Below are 26275 nucleotides of genomic sequence, written 5' to 3'. Positions count from 1 at the left end.
AGAGATCAGTCGGTACGCGCTCGCCGGTTTTGCAACGACATCGGCCCCGCCTATTTGTCACTAACATTCAATGCGGGCAGTTCCGCGTCCAGCAGCAGTCTGGTGTCCATTATCTTGGCCAGCGTCGGTGCAATTGCACGCATGTCGATGAGGCCGAGGTCCTTGCCCGCCTTCACGCCCCTGCCCATGATCAGGAAGGTCGAACGTAAGTTCGGCGCTCCGGGGAAATAGCCGTGCATGCCTTTGGTGGTGCCGGGCGTCGGGCCATTCAGCGGCGCGCCCGCCCCGCGGAATATGTCCGTGACAAAACCGGGCTTCATATTGACGTAAAATGCCGCATCGGGATTGCCGCCCATTTTCGCAATCTCCGCTTTGCCGATGACGCGGTCGATGCCGTTGACGGGTTCGGTGGATAGCCTTTCGAGTAGCGCCTTCACCCTTGCTGCAAGAGCCATATCGTCAGGTCTGGCAAGGATGATCGCTGAGGAGGCCCCGGCCGACCAGGGGAACGCGTCCCAACTGGCGATCGCCTTACCGTCCTTGCCGAGCGTAATCAGGCCGGCGTCGATGAATGCTGTGGGCAGACTGAGGAAATGATCGACCGTCTCGAATCCGTGATCGCTCGCCAGCGCGATCACCGCGTCAGGATGGGCCTTGGTCTCCGCTGCCATCAGGTCGCCGACGATCGCGTCGATCTTCTCCAACACGGCATGCGCCTCGGGGGTACCGGGTCCCTTCGCATGCTGTTCGTGGTCCAGCCCGGTCAGGTAAACGGTCAGAAAATCCGGCCGATGGGCGTCAATCAGCGCTACGGCGAATTTACCCCGGTTCTGGTCGCTCTCCACCGTTTCATCGATGCCCTGAGCATAGGGTTCCCCAACCGCCTGCTCAAGTTCAACCCGCAGGCCAGGCGTGGATAGGGCGTCGAGCAGTTTGACGTCGTCGGCATGCCCGGTACGCCAATATTGCGGCAGGTTCCAGGTGACGCCCCTGGCGGCAACGCTGACCGGCCAATGGATGTTGCCCGTGGTCAGGCCCGCTTTGCTCGCAGCCTCCCAGAGCATCGGAACCTTGACGTCGGTGGCGTACCAATACCAGCCGCCCTGATTAATCTGCTTCGGATCGAACGTGTTGTTGGACAGGATACCATGCCTAGCCGGCGACGCGCCCGTCATCAACGTCGTGTGACTGGGATAGGTGACTGTGGGAAGGACGCCGACGACGGCCGAGGCGTAAGCGCCTTCCTTCAGAAAGCGACGCAGATTCGGGATTTTGAGTCCGCGCTTGTCTGCCTCCAGAACATCGCCGGGTCGCAGTCCGTCGATCGAGATGAAGAGGACGGGTTCAGCGAGGGCGGGGACCGGGGCCAGAATGACGGCGGCAGTGAGCAGAGCGGTTTTCAAGGTCATAGTATTCCTCCGGATCGGCGCAGACCTTACCCTTCGACACGGGAACACGGCCATCTGATGGGGCGGGTCTCGGCCCGCCCCACTATGGGGGGGCTTGGTTCCGATCAGAACCCGGCCTTCAGCGTGGCGAAGAACTGCTGTGGCGCGCCGACAAGCAGGGTCTGGTTATCGCCCATATTGCCGTATCCGTTCGAATTGATCGTTCCGATATACTGCTTGTCGAACAGGTTGCTTGCGTTGAGCTGAACCTCGATCTTGTCGGTGAAACGATAGCCGAGCGTCGCATCCACGATAGCGCGACCAGGAACCGACCCCTTGCCATCACCGACAACAAGCAGATCGTTCGTATAGGTGAAAAAGCGCTTGGACATATAGTTCACGCCGATCCGCCCGAATAGCTTGTCATTGTCATAGTTTAATTCGCCGCGGATCATGTGCTTGGGCGTATCGACCACCGACCGGCCTTTGATCGCGGCGACCAGCTTGTTCGCTCCGTCGAACACATCGTCGCGATAGGTGGCGTCGGTATAAGTGTAGGATAGATAGACGCCGAATTCCCGCGTGATCTTCCAGTCGGCGGCCGCTTCAACACCGATCGAGCGGACCGCGCCGACATTTTGCAGCACCGAAGGATTGCCCAATATGCCCGGGCCACTCGCAACGCCCAGGAGCCGGTCGTGGAAGTTCACCAGATAAGCGCCCAGCACACCGTTGAAATCAGGCTTATTGTAACGAGCGCCGATCTCATAGGTATCCGACGTTTCCGGCTTGATCTTGTCCTTGATGCCGTCGAAGCCCGCCTGCGTCGTGCCCCAGATGCTACCATTGACCGTCGGGAAGGCGCGGGTGGCCTGGCTGAAGCTGGCGAAAAGCTCGGCGTTTTCATTAGCCTTAAAGGCCGCGCCTACGCTTGGCTGGAACCAGTCTTCGGTCTTGTATCGGCCTTCGGGATAGACATATTTGATGATCGCTTCGGCCCGGTTCTTGACCTGATAGCCCTTCCAGCCGACATTGATCTTTATCCGGCCCAGATCGATGTCGTCCCGCACCGAATATTCCAGCGTGTTGGTGAAATAGTCGAAGTTCCACTGGGTCGCGAAGGGGTTTTTGGGATAGTCGCGGAAAGACCGGCCGGGATCAGTGCGGCTGGTCAGCGCGTAAAAGCGGCGGGCCTGATTGAACTTGTTATGCTCGTACCAGCCGGTCACGGTGAATGTATTGAAGCCCGCCTTGAAATCGACCAAACCGAATAGGCCATAGCGGCCGATGTCATATTCGGTCGTGCGGATGGAGATCGGCGCTCCGGTCGGGCTGGGGACGTATGGCGTGCCCCACAGCCCCATGCCCTTATTATGATGATAATAGCCCTTGATCGCGACATGGGCATTCTCGCCGATCGGCGTCTTGTAGCCGAGCGAAGCGAGCGTGTCCTTGCGAAGGCCCGAAGCGTCATAATAGGCGTCGTCTACCGACTTGTAATTGCCCGGATAGACCGTTCCCGCCGCCGCGTTGGAGACAGGTGCCCCGGTGTCGCCACGGTTGTTGCCAATATCGGCCAGCAGCACCGCCAGCGCATAATCGCCATAGGTGTTATCCGACTTGTAACCCAGGCGCTTGAGCATATCGAGCGACATGTCCTGATAGTCCTGCTCGCGCCGGTCGGAATAGCTGAACCAGCCGTCGATCTGGCCGTCGCCAACGGGCAGCACGCCCTTGGCATTCACCATATGCTGGTCCTGCTTGCCATGGCCCCTATATTTGTCGGTCGAGCCGTATCCGTATGAGACATAGCCGCGAAAACCGTTCGGGCTGCCGACGTTCAGGCGCACGAAACCGCGCTTCGTGTCGTCGCTGCCGTAGGTCGCGTTCGCCTGAACGTCGAAATGATCGAGCGGGTCCATCGAGAAATATTCGACCGTGCCGCCCAGATTGTTGGTCGATTGCGTGTCGATCGCGCCCGCGCCCTGAGACACGCGAACAGTCCCGATATTCTCGGAGCTGATCGCGCGGCTGACATGCAGGCCGTTATGGTTGCCATAGCTCATGTCGCCAAGCGGTATGCCGTCGAAGTTGAAACCGAGCTGGCTCTGGCTGAAGCTGCGGATGGTGACGCGGGTCGACCATTCATAGTTGCCGAACGGATCCGATGCCTGGACGTTGACGCTCGGCAGTTTCTCGATTGCCTTGTTCGGGCTAGAGCCGGGTGTCAGCGTGATGATGTCCTTGGCGGTAATCTCCTGCACCTGACGGGTTTCACCCCGGCCGAAGACGACGATGTCGGCTTCCGCCTCGGCCGCACCGACGCTTTCAGCAACAGGCGACTGAGCCAGGGCTGGCGAAGGGGCCAGCACCGTCGAAGCGAGCAACATAGCAGTGGAAAGACGCATCGGAACCCCCATGTCCGTTTTGGATCAAGCGGGCTGTTAGTCGGTGATTGTTGCGCCGCAGCGTAACTTCGGTGTCCAAACGGAGACTTGATCGTGACAGTTTCGAAGTACGAGGCCTCTAAGCGCGTGCGAATGAAAAGAGCGTCGTGGCTGCGCATATGAAGCGATACCGACGACAGTAATTAATCAGCCTTTGCCAATCTGGAGCGGCTGATGCGCTCCGCTGTGCATCGAGACTGGTCCGAATGATATGCGTCAGGCTTCAAGGTTTCGGGCAAGATCATGTCTCGGGCAATGCCCTCCTCGGGGGGCGCTTGGTAGTGGAGTCTAGCTGCGCCCTCACGGCCTGAACCATGTCGTCCGGATCCGCAGGGTCGAACAACGCGCCATATTTGCCCTCGTTGAGCGGGGCGCAGGCGTTGCCCGCCGTGCGCGATGGGCGACTGTAACGCGCGCCGCATTGCTTCCAACAGGACGTTGGATGCCCTCTCCCAGAGTAGGGGAGAATGGACAGATCGGCATGTCCACAAAGGGAAAGAAATTTCCGACTTAGCCTGGCAGATCGACCGATCCGCGATGCCAATCATCCGGGCCTGCGCGATCAGCATGCTGCGGCTGGCGCCCAGGATGATGAGCCGACGATCATCGTCCGGGTCGGTCAACGCGACCACAGTAAGGTCACGAGATTTTTTTCGGGCCATACGCCCCACCACTGGAATGGTGCGTATGTCTCGGCTCTCCGGCGCGACTGGCGTAGCTGGAGACGGATCAATTGTTCTGCATGGTGACCGCCAAATTCGCATAAATTACTCAAATCGTGGAATTTCTGGCGAAAATTTTTGCTGCAGCTGCCCCACCGCGCTAAATCACGGGCTCAATAGGCGACCGACAAAGTCAGGAACCATTGACGCGGCGCAATGGGATAGGCCGAATAGCTGTTGGTCGCCGATCCGATCGACAGGGTGGATACGCCCTTCTTGTCAGTCAGATTCGTCACATTGAGCGACACCTCCACCTTGCGCAGCGGCAGGACGCCGTCCAGAACCCTTGCGGCGACCCGCAGCGAGGTCAGGAAATAGGATTTGACGCTGGCGTCGTTGGTGAAGGTGGCGAAACGGCGGCCGACGAAATCGCCGATCCCCTGCAGCTCGAACGGACCGACCGACAATGTCGCGATCGTCTTGTTCATCCATTTGGGTGTGCCGGGCAGCTGCTTGCCGCACGTCGGCACGATACCGCCGACGACAAGATAGCCGCCGATACAGGTGTCGCTGGCCGCGCCGATGCCCAGCGCCGTCGACGTATAGTCGTTCTGATATTTGGACAGGTTATAGGACGCTGCGTTGTAGAGCGAGAATGTGCGTCCGAAGCGAAGGGTGAAAGCCGCATCGACGCCGTCTGTCTTGACATTGCCAACATTGACCAGAGTCGATGTGCCCCCTGTGATGCCGCTGCCGGCGATGCCGCCCGGGTTGGTCGGTATGGCGAGCAGGCGGTTCTTGAACTCGACATGATAATAGTTGATCTGCGCGTCCAAGCCGATGCCGTTGCCGAAGCTGCGGCGCGTGCGCAGGCCCGCCTCGTAGGTCCAGCTGCTCTCGGGCTTGCCTTCGTCGGCGAAGGCGTCGAACGCCGCCTGACTGCCGGTGAACCAGGGGCCGCCGCCGCCGGCCAGATAGGCTTGATACTGCCGCAGATTCTTCTGGACGTTGAAATAGATCTGCTCGTGGCCGTTGAAGTCGTAGGTCGCGCCGATGGCGGGCAGGAACCAGCGCTTGGTGTTGATCTTGCCTTCCGGCAGCGCCGTGGTGCCGCCGAGCGAGCCAACCCGCGGCTGTACCGGAAAGCGGCCGTCCGCCCACTGCGCGCTGGTCTTGAAGCCGGCCTGGACGAGCAGCTTCTGCGTCACCTGCCAAGTGTCCTGGAGATGAAGTTGCAGGTTGTTGATCTTCGCTTCACCCTGATATTGGGTGAACAGCGGGTCAGCGACCTCGAGAGGGCGGATATAGGGCGTGCTCGATCGCGGATCAGTGACGTCTACGCCATACCAGCGGCGCCACTGCGTCGTGCTGTTATGTTCAAACCAGCCGCCCAGCACGATCTTGTGTGGACCCAAGTCGATGTTGAGCGCCGAGGTCACGCCCTTGCGGTCGATGCGATATTCGGTGGTGCGGGTAATCAGGCCCGAACCGCCGGTGGCGGCGACCAGCGCGGCGCCTGACGCTGCGGCCTGCTCAGCGGTCAGCGCAGTACACGCAGCCGGCTTGTTACCGTTGTTGTTACCGGTGAAGCGGCAGTTTGCGGGCAGGGTGGCATAAGCGGGATCGAGATAGGCCTGCGCGGTCGTGATCGACTGGCCGAGTGGGCCGGCGACGACGCCGGCACCGTCATTATGGTGATAATAGGCGGTGGTCGACCAGCGGATGTTGTCCGACAGGGGCGCGTCGTACCGAAGATAGCCCAGATAATCGGTCCGCTGCGCGTCCGAATAATAGTTGCGGTAATTGCTGCCCTCTGCCGTCGGCGAATTGCCGGCCGGAGTCAGATAGCCGGCCCGGTACGCGATGAAATCGGGATAGAAGAACGGCTTGGTGTAGGGAGTGTAGAGCTGGATCGCGGTGGCGCTGCCGCCGGCCGCGGGCTTGAAGAACACAGTTGCGTCCTCGTTCGGCTGCGTCATGTCGTTATAGTCGAAATAGGCGGTGATCTTGCCGATGTCGCTGTCATGCACGAACTTGGCATTGGCCTGCCATCCGCCCTGGATGCCGTCGAAATCCCAGGCGCGGGCGCGCTGACGGGCGCCGGAGATATAGGCTGAATTGTCGCCCTTCGGGCCGAACTTGCCGCTGTCGACGCGCACAAAGGTGCGCGACGTGCCGTAGCTGCCAACGGTCTGCGCGGCCTGAATGCCCAGCGTGTCCAACGGGTCCGCCGAATAGGTCTCGACCGTGCCGCCCAGATTGCTGTTCGATGCCGTGGCGAGATCGCCCGCGCCGGTCGAAACGACGACGCGGCCCACATTTTCGGATATCACCGCGCGCTGCGGAGACAGGCCGTTATAGTTGCCGTAGCTCTGGTCGCCCAACGGAATGCCGTCCATCGTGTAGCCAAGCTGATTGCCGGCAAAGCCATGGATGAAAATCTGGGCATTCTGCTCGTTATAGCCCCAGGGATCGGCCGTTATATAGAGCACGCCGGGCAGCGTCTGGATCGCCTTGAGCGGTGATACGCCAGGCAGGATCTTCTGCATTTCGCTCTGTGGCAAGGCGGTGGCCGAGCGCGTCGTTTTGGCGGTGACGATGATCGCCGAAACGCCGGTTGCCGACACGTCGTTCGCGTCGGTTTCCGCGACTTGCGCAGATGCGGCATCGGAAGCCAGCAGCGCAGCGGTCAGCGCGAACAGGCTCGTGTTCAGTCGAATCATGTTTGCCCCCAAAATGCATGTTTTTATTGCAATGCAGCAGGGTGGCTATGTCGATGCATGATGCCGTTTCGGCGACGTTTCCGTTACGTTGCTATGACATGGGTTGAGCGGGTCAGGGAAAGGGCATCCCCATTTTCTTATTGTCAAAGCCCGCGCGGCGTCTTGATACGAATTTCGAAGTACCATTGTAACCAAAGTGTAAAAAATCCCTAACGAGACGTTTACTATTGGCATCTATCGCGGCCTGCGGAGATATCATGCCTCATTCTGTCCGTCACATCATGGTTCCGCTTGTCACGCCTTCGGCTGTGCAAGCCAGCATTCCGATCAGCTATCGACACAGCATATCCCATGCCGCGCAACTGGCGCAGGCGCTGGAGTTGTTTCAGGCCCATCCACAGATGCGGCTGTTGCCGGTTTTGGATGACGAAGCCCGGCCGATCGGCGCGATATTTGAACGCGACATGCGGCTGATCCTGTTTAACCCCTATGGACATGCATTACTCAAAAACCCGAGCTATGGTGCTTATCTGGGCACACATGTTCGCCCTTGCACAACGGTCGATGCCGCTGCGTCGACAGAGGCGCTACTGGATGCCCATGCGGCCAGCGACGTGGACAGCGAGGGGCTCATCGTAACAAGCCAGGGGCGTTATTCAGGCGTCGTCGACAATGCCGTGCTGCTGCGACTGGCGGCGCATCGCGACGTGGAGATCGCGACCCAAAAGGCGCGCCGCATTCAACAGATCGAAACAGAGAGTGAGCAATTCCGTATGGAGGCAGACGAGCTGGCGTCCGCTCTGATCGCTATCGCCGGGGAATTGTCCCACGGAGCGCAGGACATGGCGCATCGCGCTTCCGAGAATGGCGATCGGTCTGGTGCCGTCGCGGCGGCCGCATCGCGGGCCGCTACCAATATGGCTCAAGTCGCCGAGCGTGGGGGCGGGCTTGCGCACAGTCTGCAAGGCATTGAACAGGAAGTGGCGCACGCCCGCGCGGCGATCCGCGACGCTGCCGACCAGGCCGCAGGCAACGAAAGCCAGACGCGGCTTCTCAACACCGCCGCGCAGGAGATCGGCGAAGTGATCCTTCTGATCGATGGCCTCGGACGCACGACGACGACCTTGGCCCTGAATGCGACAATCGAAGCGGCGCGGGCGGGCGAGGCTGGAAAGGGATTTGCCGTCGTGGCGGCCGAAGTCAAGTCGCTCGCGAGCCAAACCCGCGCCGCCGCCGCCGAAATTGCCGAGCGCGTCAGAAAAATAGGTGGTGCAACGGAAGCGGTATTCCAAGGTCATGGCCGGATCAGTCAGTCGATAGCGGTCGCAGAGGCGCTATCCGCCTCGGTCGTCTCAGCGGTGGTCGAACAGGGCGCCGCCACACTCGGCATCGCGCGCAATGTCGAAGACGCGAGTGCCGCCACCGACCATATCCATCTCAATGCGGATGATATTCATCATAACGCCATGGCTGCCGCCTCCGGCGCGGCGAATGTGCAAGGCCTCGCGCAGGTACTTTCGGTGCGCGCCCAAACGATGCGAACGCGGCTATCCGGCTTTCTGGAGGTCATCCGCGCGCTATGAATGGCAGCCGAGCATCCCAGGGTGTAGAGGTGAGCGACAGCCACAAGGCGTACTGAAAGGCGAGGCATGAACGAGGAGGTCGAACTCAAGCTGGAATTATCGCCGGACGCAGCCACGTTTCTCGAGGCTTCATCGCTGCTGTCGGGGCCCATGACCAAGGTGGATCAACGGGCCGTGTATTTCGATACGCCGGACCGGACCTTGCTACGTCACGGCGTGTCGCTCCGCATCCGCCAGACCGGACGCAAACGAATTCAGACCGTCAAATCGAACGGAGGAGGACATGGCGGGCTGATCAGCCGCCGGGAATGGGAACAGCCGGTGTCGAGCGACATCCCCGTTTGCACGCCCGGTACGCCGCTCGAACCCCTGCTGGGCGAATATATGACTGGCATTTCGCCCCAGTTTGCGGTGCGCATCGATCGACGCAGCTGGATGTTGATGGAACAGGGCTCGCAGATCGAACTCGCACTGGACCGGGGAGCCGCGATAGCAGGCGATCGCCGTACCGAGATATGCGAGGTGGAGCTGGAGCTGAAATCCGGCGATCGGGCGGCGTTGTTTGCTCTTGCGCGAAAGATCGATGCCATCGTGCCGGTACGTCCCGCGATGTTGAGCAAGTGCGAGCGCGGATATCTGCTGCTGGACGCCGCGAGGAAAGGATATAAGGCCGAGCCTGTTGAACTGACCGGTGACTTGTCGGCAGCGGCGGCGTTCCGGAGCATCGCGCACAACTGTCTGCGCCACTATCGGCTGAATGAAAGCCTGCTTCTGGAAAGCCGCGATGTCGATGCGCTGCATCAGGCGCGGGTAGCCATTCGTCGCCTCCGTTCGGCCCTGTCGATATTCAGGACTACATTGATCGACGCGCCGACGATGCAGTGGAGCACCGAATTGCGATGGTTGGCCAGAGTGATGGGGACGGCCCGGGATCTGGATGTGCTGTTGGAGCGCCCGGCGGAGACGATGCAGCATCGGCTGGAAGCGGCGCGTGACGAAGCCTATTCGCATGTGGAGGCGGCATTGACCTCCGAACGGGTCCGTGCCTTGGTACAGGATATGGTGCAGTGGCTCGCGATACCCCCCACGGCGAGCGAAGTGGCTGTCATTCCGTTGGCCACGGCGGCATTGCACCGCCTGCGCAGGCGCGTCAAAAAGCGCGGCCGTCACCTTGACCGCCTGGACGACGAGACACGCCACACCGTTCGCAAGGATGCGAAAAAGCTTCGCTATGCTGCCGAGTTCTTTGGATCGCTGTACGTTCGAAAGCGACAAGTGCGCCGCCGCCGGGACTTTCTCGCGGCGCTCGAGCGGTTACAAAGCAAGTTAGGCGCGATCAACGACCTAGTGTCTGGCCCCGATATCCTGCGCCAGGTCGGCATCTTGGGAGACAGCGCGCCTACCGCCCTCGTGCCGACAGATCGCAAATTAAAACTGCTGGCGGCCGCAGCTCGGTCGCATGCAGACTTGGTTAAGGCGGGGAAATTCTGGCGCTGATAACCGCCGGTTCGCGCCGCGGTGGGCGAAACGCTCAGTGCTAACGGACATTGCGAAACGCTAGGCTAGATGGAGATTCCACCATCGGCCAGCATCGCAGATCAGTTACGATGCTAGGCGCGCTGTGCGCGGATCCATCGCTTACGCGGCCCAATGAAAATCTTTGGGGTATGGAAACGGTGCTACGGCCTGCGCCAAATGCGACGGCGAGGTCTCTTACCCTGCGCCATTGCGGCGGCGCTGCAACAAGCATTAGCGCGTAGCGCATAGCGAATATCGGGGGTGAGGAGGATCATGCCGCCCTCCGTGCCTGCGCGTCGATTGCAGCCGGGGCTGGCAGTGCGGTCGGCGCGTTATCCGCGTCGCTCATCGGGCTGCGGCTTTGCTCCGCCTCGCGGTGGCGCGAAAGGAGCCATTCGGACGCCTTGCTGGCCGCGCCTGCCGCGCGGAAAATCGCCCGGTTATCCTCGAGGAGCACGTCGAGCCATGCGCCGATATAATCGGCGTGGCGCACGGTGGGGACGATACCAAGCGCGGCGCAGAGGAAAGCCGATCCCATTTCGGCGATCATTTCCTCGCGGGCATAATCCTTGCTGCCGAAGTTGTTGGTGAGATTGCGGTCGAGACGCGAAGCGTGCCCTGTCGCGTGGGTCAATTCGCGCAGGCAGGTCCGGTAAAAATTGATCTGCTGGAAAAGGCCGGTTGCGGCGGCACCTGCACAAAGTCCTGGCTCGGCACATAATAGGCTTTGTCGCCACCTGTGCGGAAATCGACGCCGCTGGCGGCGATCAGTGCTTCGGCGACGGGGACGATTTGCCGTTCGGGCAAGGGGGCGGGTTCTGCTGCAAGGCCGGGGCGTTTGAGCGACCCGTCAGTCCCGCGGACTGCCGAACCGCCGCTCAAACCTTCGCATTGTGAGACGTTGAAAACGGTAAAGCGTTTGAGGAAAGCGACCGACTTGGCATCGCCCCCGGTTGCGCGCGCTTTCTCGTTCTCCGCTTCGGGGGTGAAGCGGTCGGCATAGACGACCGTCGTCCCTTGCTCTCCCTTGCGAACGCAGCCGCCTGCGGTGAGCGCCTGACGGAAGGTAAGCCAGCCTTGTGCGGGATAGCCCTTTTCTATGGCGGCGCCCCAAAGGATCAATATGTTCACGCCCGAATAGGTTCGCGTCGTCAGCGCGTTGCGCGGAAGGCCGGGGGCCAGCGCCCCGCTGGCTAGAGCGTCGCCGGACGATGCCCAAGGCTGGACCCATGAAACGCGCCCTTCCTCAAGCTGACCTATGATCTTGGCGGTCACTTCGTCGTAAAGGTTGATCCGCTTGCCCACGATGACGGCCTGTTGCGCGACGGTTTCCGTTTATAGCCATGTCCTGTCCTCCTTCCGCCCAAAAAACATGAGCCTCCCGCAAAGCGGGGGCGGGCGGCGAAACGCGACTGGAAGGCCCGCTCCGACGGGTGTCGGCACCAAAAGGCGCAACGTCAGTGAAGCACCCGCAAGCGCAGCGCCGCGGGTTGCCGACAACCGCGAAGGGCCTAAGAGGGAGCGCCGCCTGCTCCCGCTTGATGGGAGAGGCTCACTACAAAAGCGTCGCCGCGCGGCCCGCGCGGCGTCCATTGGTCTGGGCCACAGGGCACAGACGCAAGCGCCCGCGATCGTTACCGAATTGACCAGACCCACGAGGGGCTGGGTGCCGCCGAGCGATGCGAGGGGGCATAGAGCGCGTTCGGCCCAGGTCGGGCGCCCTTATCCTCGATTCCTATCCCGACGATTCGATGGCATCGACATTTTGTCGTGGCACCGTGCAGAGGCAGAACCCAGATATGATCGATGACGAAACGAGATGGCCAGCCGATACGGTCAGCCTGCGCCTGACGTGCGCGAAGCGTCCGGAATCTGCTCTCTTGTAGAAAGCGACCTGTCCGACGGGGTATACGGCGTTTGCGGCCGGGATACCGACAAAATGTTCAATCCCGCAGAATTCGGTCGCCTGCGCAATCTGATTCGTGCACTCATCCGGCTCGACTTCACGCCGCGACTGCCACTGTGTCGACAAGCCGCGTCTGCCAGTCCATGGGACGATCGCAATAACGGCTGTATCCGCGAGTGAAGGGATGGGACGCGGGCTCGCTAATGATCACAAGGCGGCTGTGAGCGTTCGAAACGCGACGATTGAGTTGGTGCAGACAGTGTAGGTCGACCCGGCACCGGAATCAGCGTCGGTCAGGCCTGGTAAGTCATGCCGCCGACCGACCACCGATGTTCTCAGATCTTGCTATTCGACGGGACGGCCGGGCAGTCCCGAGTGCCATGTCCGCAGGAGCAACAGGATCATAAGCAGCAAGCCACATCCTACCAGCGTCATCAGCATCAGGCGGGGACTGCCGACCAGCTGGGCGAGCGGCATGGCGACGAGCGGAAACAGGATCATAGCGCCATAGATAAGCGCGTTCATCAGGCCAAGGCCCGAGGCCGGGTTCCCGGTCGAAGCCTTGATGACGCAGGCGTAGAGGATAGGCGCCACCAGCCCGGTGCCCAGCCCACCCAACAGCGTTCCGGCGATCACCCCCGGGAAGGAAAAGCTTAGCGCAATGACGGCAAGCCCCATGAATTCCACAAACAGCGTGAGCGCGAGCAGCCGGGACAGGGTGAAGCGCGCGCGCAGCGGGATGGTGAGCCAGGATCCAAGGGCAGATCCGATTACCGTAGCGGTCGGCGGCAGGGACTGCATCTGAGGGTCTGTGACGCCAAGTGAAAGGACAAAAAGCGGGCCGAACATTGCCAGGGCGAAGATCACTATGCCGCTGAAAACCGCCGAAGCACCGACGAGAGCGCCGACATTCCTGACGGCGGACGCGAAATCGCCCGGTTCGCCATGCTCCTCGCCACTGGCGGCTACGGGCAGCATCAGCGCCAGGGGAAGAAACAGGAAGGCGATCAGATGCGCGGAGAAGGCCAGCCGCCAGTCAACGCTGGTAAGGAACCCCATGATTGGGAAGAGCCCGATCGCCATAACGCTGCCGATCGCGCCCTGAAGGCCGAGCGCACGGGCTTCGGCCTGTTCGTTGAGCAGCCGGTTGATCGCGACGAGAACGCTGTTGACGATCCCCGCAACCGCAAAGCCAACGATCGCCCGGGTCAGGATGATGAGGTAGATATTGTCGATCAGCGCCGCTGACGTCCCGGCCACGCCCATCGTTAGAAGCGATCCGACATAGATCGACCGATAGCCTGCGCGTTCGATTAGCCGCCCGCTCAGCAGGCAGCCGATGGCAAAGGTGAAAGCCGCGCCCGCACCCACAATCTGGACCAACACATCGATATTGGGCAGCGCGATGAAGTGCTGGCGCAGTGCCGGCAAACTGGGCGCGAGCGAAAACAAGCCTGTGAAGATCAGGACGCCAGCCCCCACGAGCGAAATGTAGGGCGCAAGTTTCAAGGGTGCTCGAACGGGTGCCGCGGCCAATATCCATCTCCTTAAAATCATGAAACATCTTGTATCACTTGCTCGGTGAGGCGCGTGCGCGACATCTGAAGCCAGCTCAGCGGTGAACCTGTATCGGGCCGGTAGCACGGGTACCCCGGCTCGATCCGGATGATCAGGCTCTGACGCTCTCCCGCCTTGCGGCCAGCGAAACCCCAACTGCCGTGATCGCTATGCCGGCGACCGCTGACAGTCCCAACGTCTCACCGAACAGGGGCCATGCAATCAAGGCCGTGCAAGGCGGTACGAGGAAGAAAAGGCTTGCTACCTGCGATGCACCGCCTCGCCGGATCAGCAGATAGAGCAAGGATATGGCGCCAAGAGATAGCACAAAGACCAGCCACAGGAGCGCAAAAACGAACTCGGCATGCCACTCGACATGCATGTCCTCGAACCAGAAGGCGAACGGGGCAGTCGCTAGGCCTGCGGCTGCGAACTGGACCAAGTTGCCAGTGCGCAAATCCATGCTCATGCAAAACCGCTTCTGATAAAGTGTACCTACCGTGATGCCGATCAGTGCTGCAACGCACGCGATATCTCCCAACAGGCTGCCGCGCGCTTGGACTATCTTACCTGCCAGCACGAGCGTCACACCGGAAAGACCAAGCGCAAGCCCCAGCCATTGACGCGGTATCACGCGCTCGCCCAGCAGCATGCCCGCAAGTGCGGCGGTAAGCAGCGGCTGCAGCCCGACGATCAACGCCGAAACGCCGGCCTCCACTCCCATCGAGATGCCCAGGAATACGCCGCCTAGGAAGACACCATGCACGAGCAGTCCTGCAACTGCAGCATGTCCGATTTCGGTCAACCGGGTGGGCCACGGCGCCCGGCTGGCTAGCGATATCAGCACCAGCAGCCCTGCGGCGAGACCGTATCGCAGCGACAGGAATGTCAGCGGGCCGGCGCGGGGAAGCCCGAGCCGGGCACCGATGAAGCCGGTGCTCCACAACAATACGAACAGCGCGGGCGTTCCGACATCGTGGATCAGATGGCGCCCGTTGCGCGTGTTCTCTCTGCTCATGTTCCAACTTTCTACATGTTGATCGCGCGCACCAGGCGAACGCCCCAGTCTTCATCGGGATTGGTAGTGCCGTCCCCGAGACGTTCCTGTATGATTGCAACGCTCAGATCGCGGCGTTTTGCCAGCCGATACCGTTCGGCCGACTGCAAGGCGGGACCTACCTCTTTAAACGTCAGATCTGTACAATAGACCGGGGCACCAGGTTGCTGGCGCCATGAGTCCGCGAGCGTGCCGGCGTCGAAGGCATCCACTCCCGTGTCGTTGACGAGCGCCATCGTAACCTCACGGTCCCGGGCCCGATCTGCAGCTATCGGGATAGCGATTCGTCCAGCTGTGCCCGCAGGCTTGCCTTTCTTGGCCAGCGAGGCAGAGCCGATCGCGTTCCACGCCTTGGCAATTGGACGGCCGAGTTGCTCGGCCACCCAAAGGCTTTCGACCTGCCCGCTTTCGATTGCTTCGATCCTGTCGTCGCGGAACGGATAATAGTTTGATGTGTCGATCACCACCGTATCTTCCGGCAAAGCGACGACCTGCGCCGCGACGTCAGGAATCCGATTTAGCGGGATGGAAAGTATGACCACCTCCACGTCGGCGAGCGCCTCGGCTGTGGTCACGGCGCGGGCCCCGGAGGACAGCAACTCACGCTCGATCGTCTCGGGGCCGCGTGAGTTCGCCACCTTTACCTCATGCCCAGCCTCACTCAGCTCCCGGACCAGCGTCTTCCCAATATTGCCGGTGCCTAAAATGCCGATTTTCATCTACTTCTCCTTCGATCTAATGCGGCGGCGCGTGGCGCGCGGTGCCCTTGGGTTGCTTCGGGGTAGTGCGTGGTCAGGGCAGAGCGTGAGGTGCCATGCCTCGACCGACGCCGAAGCGATGGCGATCTACACGGTCTACTTCAGCCCCAGCGCCGCGTTCGCACGCTCGCCATAGCCAATCGCTACCGGGCCTAGTGTAGAGCAGGAAGCTCCCGACCGATCAGCCCAATGGCGGCGGTGAGCCGACCGCTTCATAAGCCATGCGTTCGAACAGCGGCAGTGCCTCGCGGCTCTTGACGCCGCGACCACCGGCGATCACCGCGCCGGAATTGGGCGTGATCGGTGCGGCCTGCTGAATCAGGTAGATGAGCGTCAGATCCTCGACCGGGTCATTTTCCCACCAGGTGCCCCACAGGCCGGGCCAGCCATAGGAACCCACGCTGCCGTTCGAGATGTTGCTGGCCGTCCGCTCCTGAACGACGGCGACCCCCAGGCCAAAGCCCATGCCTTTCCAGAAGAGCGGCTGACCGATGAACGGATGCTGCCGCTGTGCGGCGGTCAGCCGGTTGGTCCGCATCAGGCGCACGGTTTCGGGTCTCAATATCCGCGCCCGGCCCGACCGGCCGCCATTCTGAAGCATCTGCGCAAACAGCATATAGTCGTCGGCGCAGGAGATCAGGCTGCTGGCGCCCATGAAGATGGACGGCGTCTTATCTATATCCTTGGTGATGAAGTCGGACGCCTTCGTCAGCGCGCCCTTGGCCTCATCGAACTGATAAAGCGAGGCAAGCCGGTCGATCTTTGCCGGCGGGACCCAGAAATCGGTGTCCTTCATCCCGAGCGGCGCGAAGATGCGATCCTTCAGGGAGGCTTGCAGCGTCTTGCGATCGACGCGCTCGATCAGGAAGCCGAGGACGTCGGTCGAGATGCCATATTGCATCCGCTCGCCCGGCTGATAGACCAGCGGCAGCCTGCCTACCGCTGCGAGCCAGGTGTCCGTCGTCCATGGCGTCGATATCCCCCAACCGATTGCGGCATCATAAGCCTGCGCGATCGGCCCGGTGATAATGCCTGGCAGCGCCAGACCAGATCTGTGCGTCAGCAGATCCTCCACCGTGATGTCGCGTGCGGCAGGGACAGTGTCGTCCAGCGGTCCGTCGGCCTTGCGGAGCACGCGGCAGTTGGCGAGCTCGGGGATCCATTTCCGGATGGGATCGGAGAGTTTGATCTTGCCCTCTTCCAGCAGCATCAGAGCGCCGACCGATGTGACCGGCTTGGTCATGGAGGCGAGGCGGAACAGGGTGTCGCGCTGCATCGGGGATCGCGTCTCGATATCGCGCCAGCCAAGCGCATCGACATGCACAATTTCGCCACGATGACAGACCATCGTGACAATGCCGGCAAGTACACCCTGGTCGACATAAGCCTGTAATGCAGCGGGAATTCTGTCGAGCCTCGTCTTGTCCAGAGCGGATTTAGCGGGCGTTGCCAAAGCCGGCAAAGCCGCTGTGAACGGCAAGGTGGCAGTTGCGCCAACCATCTGGCGCCGGGAAATTTTCAGGTCCATTTATAATCCTCTTCGATTAGCGAGCCTGCAGCGCTGTGTCTGCTATGCGCAAATTATGTCCGTCAACGGAAATCACATTGTCCAGAATTTCTATCTGACGACAGAATATGTCAGTCGAATTTTGTTTCATGCTCTTCAAGGATAAATATTGCTCGTTTATATGGATCGAGAAATCTATTCTCATCCTCAATAATAATCTTCCATACCTCTTCCGGACTGGAGATCTCTATCATTTTTTCGAAATGCTCGCGGGATTCGAACCACATTTCCATTGCAAGGTCAAATTCAGATCCCGCTAGAGTGTCAGCGAAGGGGAGGATGTCCGATATGGAATGAAAATACTTCCGCATATATTTGATAGGGGCAAAGCCATTGTCTTGAAAAATCTTCTTTCCCAGCAGGGAATGATGGTTCTCATAATATGAGATAAGGTCATCTTTCGATATTCCTTCTTTACCCTTCATGAGCCACATTACTTTAAACACATCAATCCCTTCCCGTTATTCCTAGATATTCCACTAAACCATCTATTACGCGCGGCGACCTTACGCCTCACCTCATGCATAATCTGAATATTGACCCCTCATTGCACGCAAAGCCGCGTCCGCCTGGTCACCTGTAATCTGCTGCAACCTCGGTGCAGACGGTCGTCATCCTCAGTCACGTCAAATCTTTGTACCGAGGCTCGAATCGGTCGTTTCGAGATAGCCTCACGGATTTGAAATACACTGTTTCGGCGTGCTTGCGCCCATGAGTGAATACCGATTTAGTGCAAAGAAATTGCGCAATCATGCAAGTTTGCCGCTCCCGGTGCCTGATCGCCTGCCAAGTCTTGACATCCCACATCCCTCTGCGCACCGATAACTCGCGCCTTTAACGCATCAATAAAGGATGTGGAATGCAGACGGGATATACTAAAAGCTATGGAAAATACCAAAGGCATGCATTATAAAAGCTGCGCTTTCTCAAATCATAAAATAATAAAATATTAGATAGAACCTGAGTAACTCTAGTTACTATATAGTATTACTTTAATGTCTTCGAAAAAGATATAGAGTTTAAGTGGAGGGGATAAAACATGAGCAGAATTTCTTTGGGTAGATCAATTATTCTAAGTGGCTCGGCGATGGTTGCGGTGCTGGTACAGCCAGGCATAGCTGGCGCGCAGACCCTTCCGGAAAAAGGTAATAGCGGCCAAGTCGCTCCTGGTGACATCATCGTGACAGCCCAACGCCGTTCGGAACGTCTGCAGGACGTGCCGGTGGCCATTACAGCCGTCGATGCCACCGTGGCCCAGCAGCTCGGCCTGCGGCGCACGAGGGATCTGAACCTGATAGCGCCAGGCGTCAACTTTGCCGATACTCCGGGTGTCATGTCCTTCTATATTCGCGGCATTGGATCACAATATCAGAATCCCGGGATCGAAGGGTCGGTAGCTGTCTATATCGATGGCACTTATCTCCCGCGTTCCCATGGCACTCAGTCGCTGCTCAACCTCGTGGACCCCGGAACGGTGCAGGTCCTGCGCGGACCGCAGGGCACGCTGTACGGGCGCAACGCCACCGGCGGCGTCCTCCTGCTTGCTTCCGCCGAACCGACGTCGAAGTTCGAGGGCCGCGTCGCTGCAGAATATGGCCGCTTCAATCACCAGCAGCTTGACGGCATGCTGAACGTGCCGATTTCGAATACGTTGAGCGTGCGGTTCTCCGGCCGCTACCAGCATGACGATGGCTATATCAAGAATCTGGCTACGGGCAGGCACCTGATGGGCGGCAATAATTATGTCGCGCGCGGACAGATCCGGTGGCAGCCGAGCGACGATGTCGACGTCGTCGCCGGAGTGGAGTATAACAAGGCGAAGAACCGACGGGCCATTTCACAAATGGCTGTCGGCGCGCCGATCTGCCTCGTTTGCCAGACCACCGGTCAGCAGCCGGCTTCCGGCTTCTACCAGACCCGCCAGAACGATCCCGACCCTTGGACCAACCGGATGTTCCGGGCGTTCATGCGTGCCAACGTCACGATTGGGCAATTCGACTTTTCGAGCGTCACCACCTATTTCCGCGATCGCAACGTGCAGTCGTCCGATACCGACTATACCACGTCGCCGTCTTTCTACTTCGATGTCGACCAGATGGGCGGAGAGACTTTCTCTCAGGCGTTCCAGATCGTCTCGAAACTGGATGGTCCGTTTGATTTCGTCGGCGGCGTCGAATATCTCCATGACAACGGCAAGGGTATTATCGCGCTGCGTGGCACCGATTATCAGTTCGCTGTGAACGCGTTCGGATCGTTCCCGCAAAATACCAGCAAGGTCCTCACCAAATCCCTTTCGGGCTTCCTGGAGGGCAGCTACAAGATCACCGACCAAGTGAAGATCACTGCTGGTGGTCGTTACACACAGGATCAGCGCTCCGCGTCGCTCAGAAACAGCAGCGGGTTCATCGGCTTTGGCGCTCCGGCGACCGCGAGTGGCGAAAAGTCGTTCAGTGCCTTCACGCCACGGTTCGTTCTGGCGTGGGACAATGGCCCTATGAACCTCTATTACAGCTACACGCGGGGCTTCAAGGCGGGCGGCATCAACACCCCGGCGATCTTCGGCATCGGCACGGTCAAGCCTGAAAAAATCTTCAGCCACGAAGTGGGTATGAAGAACTCGTTCATGGAAAATAAGGTGCAGACCAGCATGTCGGTGTTCTATTACAAGAACAAGGATCTTCAAACGCAGATCATCGACCCGACCGGTGGCGGCTCCCGTCTTGAAAATGCGGGTGGCGTAAAGGGATATGGCGCCGAATTCGAGCTTAATACGCAGCCGGTAGCCGGCCTTAATCTGGGCGGCGCGGTGAGCTATCTCCATACCGAATTCTTCGACTATGCAAATGCCTCGCAGACTTGCTATGACCCCACCGTCACGACCGGGGCCGCACTGTTTCCCTGCCCGATCGGTCCCAAGACGAACCTGAACGGCGTTCGCGCGCCAAATGCGCCTAAATGGCAGTTGTCACTGCATGGAAGCTATGACTTCCCGATCGGCGCATGGACCGGCAACCTGGCGGGCCTCGTTTCATACCGCTCCTCCTTCGACTATGTCGTCAATGCGGGTGGCTACGATCTTCAGTGGGATCAGCAGGAAGGCTATGTCGTTTCGAACATATCCGGCTATGTCAGTCCTCCGGGGGGCAATATCCGGGTTGGCTTCTACCTCGATAACGCGTTCGGCAAGAAGTACACCTTCTCGCGGGTGACCAATCAGCCGTACGGCCTGGGTTACGCGGCCGCACCGCCCAGGACCTATGGCCTCCGTGCCGAATATCGCTTCTAAGTCGGATAACCACGGCGTCGGAATCCGTCGGTCTGCCATTTGATCGACGTCTTCCGGCGCCACAAGCCTGAAAGGGACATCGTGCCTGCTTCCTATGCTCCTAACTACGTGCCTATCGAAGATGCCAGAAAAATGCCTGGTCTGCGCGTCGCCTTCACCCGCGGCGTGCCGGGAACCTGGAGCGTTGCCATTAAGGCGATCCTCGACATCAAGGGGATAGACTATATTCCTGTAGCCCAGGAGCCAGGTGAAGCAAATGAGCCCCTGAAAGACTGGACAGGCCAGACGTCGGCGCCGGTGGCGATGTTCAACGATGACCGACCGCGCCCGCACTGGTCGGAAATGCTGGCGCTTGCAGAACAGCTGAAGCCGGAGCCGCGTCTAATTCCGGCCGACGAAAATGACCGTATCACAATGCTTGGATTGTGCCATGAAATCTGTAGCGAGGACGGCCTGGGATGGAATAACCGGCTTTTGCTCCTGTCTGGCGATCCGGATTCGCAAGAAGAACCGGGCGATAACCCACTTCGGGACAAATATAGATCTCCGGTAACGAATAGTCACGCGCGCGATCGTGTACTGTCGATAATCCGAGCACTGGCGGCGAGGCTGGATAACCAGGCTGCGCTGGGTAGTCGCTATTTCATAGGGGATAGTCTGACAGCTGCTGATATATATTGGACCGCATTCAGCAACATAGTCTCGCCGATGATGTCAGACATTTGTGAGATGCCAGATTCATACCGTGGTCTTGGACCAATTTTGCAGAAGCACCTCAAGGATCCGTTGCCACAAATATTGTTTGATCATCGGGATTATATTGTCGGTAAATACTTCAATATTCCCATAGCTCTGTAACCTAGTTTTTCGGGTATTTGACTATATATAACTATGACGCCCTTTGATGATGCGAAGTATTATTTTGTCATTCACCTACTGACCATAACCCGACATAGCAGGACTGGATAGCTGAAATGGTTGACGATTTAAAGGGCGCTCATAAGCAACGGTGGTATCCCGACTACCAGGATCGGGACTCGGACATCATCCATTATGACGAATTTCTCATTCCAGGATGCGACGTCAAATTTAGAGGTCCGGGGTTCAATCCCTTCGAAGCGGAGCAAGGCTCCTTCTTCAGCTGCATCGGTTCTGCGCATACTTATGGTCCATATTTCCCCAGTCCATATCCGACGCTGCTGTCGAAGGAATTGGGCATGCCGGTCCTTAATCTTGGCGTCGGCGGCACCGGGCCCGGATTCTATGGCCAGTATGATAGCTTGATAGAGGCCATGAATCGGGGCCGTTTCGTGGTGCTTCAGTGCATGGCGGCTCGCCAGGAGGCGAACTCTCGTTTCGATACTGACGGTCATGTCGAGTTTGTGAAAGACCGGACCACCGGCGAAAGCCTCAATTCCGGGCTGGCCTGGAAACGCATCGTCGAAGAAGACTCGTCGAATGCGTTGCGCTATGTCGCGGAAACGCGGCTGAGCTGGATCGAAACCATCCGCAAACTGGTCGAGCGACTGACCGTGCCGGTGATTTTCCTGTGGTTCACGGAGCGGGAAATGGCCTATGGCTTTGACCGCGCGGCCTTTGAAGAGCAGATCCGCGCGATGGCAGACGGCACCGACGAAAATTATCATGTCAATGCGCTGGCCGGCGAGTTTCCGCATTTCATCGACGAGTGGACGGCCGAAGCCGTGGCCGCCCTGTGCGACGGCCGCGCCGAGTGCATATCGAGCCGAGGCATGGGCAAACCGATCGTCAGCCAATTTACCGGTGAACCAATCGCGGGTGTTACGCAGGAGGAAGCCGCTGCCCGACCCGAATTGACAGGACGGATCGACGGGATGAACCGTTACTATCCCTCGCCCGAGATGCATGAAGATGCGGCAGCGGCGCTGCTGCCTGTAGCCCGCAAGATTATGCAGGACACGACAGCGAGCAAGTAACGACCCGTGACGCAGATGCGTGGGTGCATCCCCGGCGGCGGTCATGATTTCGATCCGGCACCGGGCCTGCCTCCAAGAAAGAACTTAATCGGGGACGGACACCCAAGTGTCAGCTGCGGCATCGTGCGGCGCATTGTCGACTTGATTTGGCAGAAGTGAGCGAGAGAATGCACTGTAAGGACAGGATGGATGTCGAGGAACTGATCGAGGCTGCGGCTGCGATCGCTGGCTCGGGCACTGCAGAAGAGACATCCTATCGCGCTGGGCTGACCGAATTTGTAGCGGACTATAATCGATCTCGGCTCACGACGCCCTCCGGGCGCGCAGCGACACACGCCATGATCGTCGATACGCTGAGGTCGCGTTTCGAGATCGACCGCTGGCTCGACCAACATCCCGAAGCCTTAGCGAAGCCGATTTACAGGCCCCTGTTCATCATCGGCATGCCGCGCGCAGGCACGACCATGCTCCTGAATATTCTGAGGCATGATCCGGCCCGCCGGGTCTACTGGAACTGGGAGGCCAATCACGAGATCCCGCCCGCGATGGGCGGTGAGTTGCAAAGTGACCCGAGGATCGCGATGCGCATAGCGGAGATCGACTCCGCTCTCGAGTGCGGATTTCTCGACCGCCGTCATCATGTGGAGCAGGGAGACGAGCCTGCGGAATGCGTGTTCCCTATGGCAAGGGACTTCAAGTCTTACATTTGGCTGGTCACCACCCAGGTTCCCAAATATTTCGAATGGTTGCTTAACGAAGCCGACATGGAAGCGGCCTACCGCCATCACCGCCGTTCGCTCCAGCTCATGCAGACGAATGCGCCTGGCAACTGGACGCTCAAATGGCCGACCCATGCGGCTTGGACCGACGCCCTGCTCAAAGTCTATCCCGATGCTCGCTTCGTGGTGACGCATCGCGATCCGGTTAAGCCGATTGGATCGACCTGTAGCGCAGTGCGGCACGCTCAGGCATTCAATAATGACGGGATCGACCCCAACTATATTGGTTATGAAACCTCCACACTGGTCGCTCGAATGGCAGAAAACATGATGCGCACGCGCGACGCGAATCCGCATGTGCCGTTTCACGATCTGCATTATAAGGCACTGGTGGCCGACCCGATCCGCGCCATTCGCAGCATATATGACTTTCTGGGTGAGCACCTTAGCCCTGCCGTGGAAGCTCGAATGCAACAAGAGGTCGACGAGCAAAACGCTTCGCGTAAGGTTCATGGTCCCCATGTCTACAATCTGTGTGATTATGGTCTGTCGCGGGTGGGCATGAACACCATGTTCCGCGAATATGTCGATCGTTTCGGCATCGCTAGGGAGGCTGACTAAGAGTGCCTGTGACGAATATGAGCACCGAATGCGTCCTTGGGACCGTTCGTCCCCGGTTTTGGTGAGCAGCAGCCACATCGCCGATACTATGCGATATTGGAAGTGAGCGTTGCAGGCCATGCGGGTTCCAAAGATTGATTATACCTCCATCCTCACGAGGACCGCGAAATGACCGCACATATCACCTACTGCCGCAACTGTTCCGCCGCCTGTGGTATAGAGGTAACTACGGAGGGGGACCGGATTTCGAATATTCGCGGTGTCAAGGAGCATCCGGTCTCGCAGGGTTATTTCTGCATCAAGGGCATGGCGACCCGAGATTTCCACAATGGCGACGACAGGCTGGCGGCTAGCCTTCGCCGCACGGAAGACGGATCGTTCCAGCCGGTGGAAGCCGAAACGGCTATGGACGATATCTACGAGCGGCTGAGCCGGATCATCGCCGAACATGGCCCGGAGTCGGTGGCGCTTTATTACGGCACTGGCGCTAACAGCAACGTGCTAAGCAGTGCAGCGGCGAAAGCTTGGATGCACATGATCGGGTCGCCTTTCATCTTTTCCAGCATGACCGTCGATCAGTCCGCGAAATTCATCACGGCGGGGCGCATGGGGTCTTTCCTGCCCGGCAAGCACAGGCTCGACAGCGCCGACCTGATCATGATCGTTGGCTCGAATCCGGCCGCATCACACGGCACCTACGGCCTGCCATCGCCCAATCCCATCAAGCATGTACGCTCGGCCCGGGCCAAGGGCACGAAATTCATCGTGGTTGATCCGCGCGCCACGGAACTGGCTCGTTCGGCCGACCTGCATGTGCCGGTGCGTCCGGGCGAAGACCCGGCGCTCTTTGCGGGACTCATCCGGATCGTCATCGAGGAAGAATTGTATGACAAGACCTTCTGTGAACGGTTCACGACATCCTTCGGCCGGCTTCGCGATGCGGTGCATTCCTTCACGCCCGACTATGTCGCCCAGCGTACCGGAGTCGATGTCGCGACGCTCTACGAGGCGGCGCGCATGTTCGCCACGGCGAACAAGAAGTCGGCGATGTCCGGCACCGGCCCCAACATGGCGCGCGATTCCAACCTCGCAGAGCATTTGATCGAAGCCTTCAACGCGATCTGTGGCGGTTATCGTTCGGCTGGCGACATCGTTCACAATATGGGATATTTCGGCGGCGCCACGCTGGCTTCGTCCGGCGGTGGCGATATTCGCGAAGCGGTCGCGCCGCCGAGCCGTAGCTGGGAATCGGGCCCCAGGATGCGAACAGTGGACATCGGCCAGATCGGCGGCGAATTTCCGACGTCACGCCTGCCGCTTGAAATCCAGGGCAATGAAAAAGGCAAGATCCGTGCCCTCATCCAGGTCGGGGGCAATGTGCTCAAAGCCTTGCCTGAGCCGCAGAAGACCATTCCGATCCTGCAAGGGTTGGATCTGTTGGTGACACTGGATCTGCGGCAGACGGTCACGGGACGCATTGCCGACTATCAGATCGCGACCGCGAACCATTATGAACGGCATGATTTCAATGTCGTGTTCGAATATATGTTCCCCGGCACCTTTGCCCAGGTCGCCGAACCTTTCATGCAGCCGCCGCCTGGCGTTATCGAGGATTGGCAGTTCTTTCGCGGCCTTGCGGGGAGGATGGGCAAGACTTTGATGTTGCGCAAACCCATATTCGCTGTCGCCTATCGGGACATTGGTGGCCCGGAACTGGCCATCACCGACGAAATGACCAGCGCCGACGTCGTGGGCTGGGTTGCGAGCGTCGGTCGCAGCGACTTCGACACGTTGAAGTCCAACCCCCACGGGATCTATTTCGACGACACTGTCGGCGTCGTCCAGCCTGCGGGTGAAGATGACGGTGCCAGGCTCGATCTGTGTCCGCCCGATGTCGAGGCGCATATTCGCGTGGTCCGCGCGACGGAGGACGATGTCGCCGGCTATCCTTTCCGCTTAGTACCACGGCGGCTCGTGGAAGTACTGAACAGCGCATTCACGGAGGCGACGCAGACACGTCGTCGCTATGGTACTAACCCGATCTACATGAACCCGGACGACATGGCTCAGCTTGGCGTTCCCGATGGCGGCATGATCAAGCTGACGTCCCGCACCGGCGGAGTCGTCATCGGCAAGGCGCGCAAAGACAACGGGCTGCGCGCAGGCGTGATCTCCATGTGTCACGCCTGGGGCAATCCGGAAGTGTCGGGCGAGGAAGATGAGGATTCTTTCTCAGGCCGCCTCGTGGCACTGGACATGGACCTTGAAACCATCAATTTCATGCCGAGGCAAAGTTCGGTGCCCGTGCAGGCGCAACTGTTTGAACCAGAGGTGCAGGCGCTGGCAGGTTGAACGTGGCTGCATCACTCTGCCACCCAGATCGAAGCCGAGGGATCGACGTGTCCGAAGAACGGGCTCGAAACCGATTCGGTCGTTGCGCGCAACGGGGCGCTCTCTGATATGAATCGATTCTTGATACGATAGTCGCCCCCCCGCTATTTTGCAGTCCGAAAATGAAGTATGAGGTC

The 26275-nt window shown here is 59.4% G+C and carries 16 protein-coding genes and 1 pseudogene; 8 read left to right on the top strand and 9 right to left on the bottom strand.

The window, feature by feature from the left end; translation table 11 throughout:
* Positions 1-50: 50 nt before the first annotated feature.
* The 3 genes from WG907_RS06660 to WG907_RS06650 form a co-directional block, all read right to left on the bottom strand.
* Complete coding sequence (locus WG907_RS06660) at positions 51-1409, bottom strand: alkaline phosphatase family protein (protein WP_340231968.1); 1359 nt, start codon at positions 1407-1409, stop codon at positions 51-53.
* A gap of 104 nt (positions 1410-1513) precedes the next feature.
* Positions 1514-3796 (bottom strand): TonB-dependent receptor, encoded by a 2283-nt coding sequence (locus WG907_RS06655; protein ID WP_340231966.1) that lies wholly within the window; start codon positions 3794-3796, stop codon positions 1514-1516.
* Between the two features lie 874 nt (positions 3797-4670).
* Positions 4671-7220, bottom strand: a complete 2550-nt coding sequence (locus WG907_RS06650; protein WP_340231965.1) for a TonB-dependent receptor — start codon at positions 7218-7220, stop codon at positions 4671-4673.
* Positions 7221-7477: 257 nt separating this feature from the next.
* On the opposite strand from WG907_RS06650, the gene WG907_RS06645 reads away from it, so the two are divergent.
* Complete coding sequence (locus WG907_RS06645) at positions 7478-8803, top strand: methyl-accepting chemotaxis protein (RefSeq protein WP_340231964.1); 1326 nt, start codon at positions 7478-7480, stop codon at positions 8801-8803.
* A 66-nt stretch (positions 8804-8869) separates the two neighbouring features.
* The gene (locus tag WG907_RS06640) at positions 8870-10300 is read left to right on the top strand and encodes a CYTH and CHAD domain-containing protein (RefSeq protein WP_340231963.1); all 1431 of its coding nucleotides are present in this window, start codon (positions 8870-8872) and stop codon (positions 10298-10300) included.
* A gap of 292 nt (positions 10301-10592) precedes the next feature.
* Here WG907_RS06640 and WG907_RS06635 read toward each other — a convergent pair.
* Positions 10593-11629 (bottom strand): annotated as a pseudogene (locus WG907_RS06635) (ArdC family protein).
* Between the two features lie 511 nt (positions 11630-12140).
* Between WG907_RS06635 and WG907_RS06630 the strand changes: the two are divergent.
* A complete protein-coding gene (locus WG907_RS06630) occupies positions 12141-12407 on the top strand; it encodes a hypothetical protein (RefSeq protein ID WP_340231962.1) in 267 nt (88 codons plus the stop codon).
* A gap of 165 nt (positions 12408-12572) precedes the next feature.
* Here the strand turns inward: WG907_RS06630 and WG907_RS06625 are convergent, their stop codons facing one another.
* The 5 genes from WG907_RS06625 to WG907_RS06605 form a co-directional block, all read right to left on the bottom strand.
* On the bottom strand, positions 12573-13763 hold the full coding sequence (locus WG907_RS06625; protein WP_340231961.1) for an MFS transporter: 1191 nt from the start codon (positions 13761-13763) through the stop codon (positions 12573-12575).
* Positions 13764-13896: 133 nt separating this feature from the next.
* Entirely contained in the window at positions 13897-14802 is a 906-nt protein-coding gene (locus WG907_RS06620) for a DMT family transporter (RefSeq protein ID WP_340231960.1), read from the bottom strand.
* A gap of 11 nt (positions 14803-14813) precedes the next feature.
* Positions 14814-15560, bottom strand: coding sequence for an NADPH-dependent F420 reductase (locus WG907_RS06615; protein ID WP_340231959.1), 747 nt, complete (start codon positions 15558-15560; stop codon positions 14814-14816).
* A 220-nt stretch (positions 15561-15780) separates the two neighbouring features.
* A complete protein-coding gene (locus WG907_RS06610) occupies positions 15781-17127 on the bottom strand; it encodes a serine hydrolase domain-containing protein (RefSeq protein ID WP_340231957.1) in 1347 nt (448 codons plus the stop codon).
* Positions 17128-17237: 110 nt separating this feature from the next.
* Positions 17238-17591, bottom strand: a complete 354-nt coding sequence (locus WG907_RS06605; RefSeq protein ID WP_340231956.1) for an EthD domain-containing protein — start codon at positions 17589-17591, stop codon at positions 17238-17240.
* 614 nt (positions 17592-18205) lie between these two features.
* Here WG907_RS06605 and WG907_RS06600 point away from each other — a divergent pair.
* The 5 genes from WG907_RS06600 (at position 18206) to WG907_RS06580 (ending at position 26099) form a co-directional block, all read left to right on the top strand.
* Positions 18206-20452, top strand: a complete 2247-nt coding sequence (locus tag WG907_RS06600; protein ID WP_340231954.1) for a TonB-dependent receptor — start codon at positions 18206-18208, stop codon at positions 20450-20452.
* A gap of 39 nt (positions 20453-20491) precedes the next feature.
* Positions 20492-21310: a glutathione S-transferase family protein gene (locus tag WG907_RS06595; RefSeq protein WP_340231953.1), complete on the top strand. Its 819-nt coding sequence runs from the start codon at positions 20492-20494 to the stop codon at positions 21308-21310.
* Positions 21311-21426: 116 nt separating this feature from the next.
* Positions 21427-22407 carry a DUF6473 family protein gene (locus tag WG907_RS06590; protein WP_340231952.1) on the top strand — a complete coding sequence of 327 codons (981 nt, stop codon included), beginning with the start codon at positions 21427-21429 and terminating at the stop codon, positions 22405-22407.
* Between the two features lie 338 nt (positions 22408-22745).
* Positions 22746-23747, top strand: coding sequence for a sulfotransferase family protein (locus WG907_RS06585; protein WP_340231951.1), 1002 nt, complete (start codon positions 22746-22748; stop codon positions 23745-23747).
* Positions 23748-23915: 168 nt separating this feature from the next.
* Positions 23916-26099 carry a molybdopterin-containing oxidoreductase family protein gene (locus tag WG907_RS06580; RefSeq protein WP_340231950.1) on the top strand — a complete coding sequence of 728 codons (2184 nt, stop codon included), beginning with the start codon at positions 23916-23918 and terminating at the stop codon, positions 26097-26099.
* Positions 26100-26275 lie beyond the last annotated feature (176 nt).

The sequence above is a fragment of the Sphingobium fluminis genome (genome assembly GCF_037723805.1).
Taxonomy (GTDB): Bacteria; Pseudomonadota; Alphaproteobacteria; order Sphingomonadales; family Sphingomonadaceae; genus Sphingobium.
The sequence above is the reverse complement of the archived record's forward strand: the minus strand, read 5'-3'. Positions and strand labels throughout refer to the sequence as shown.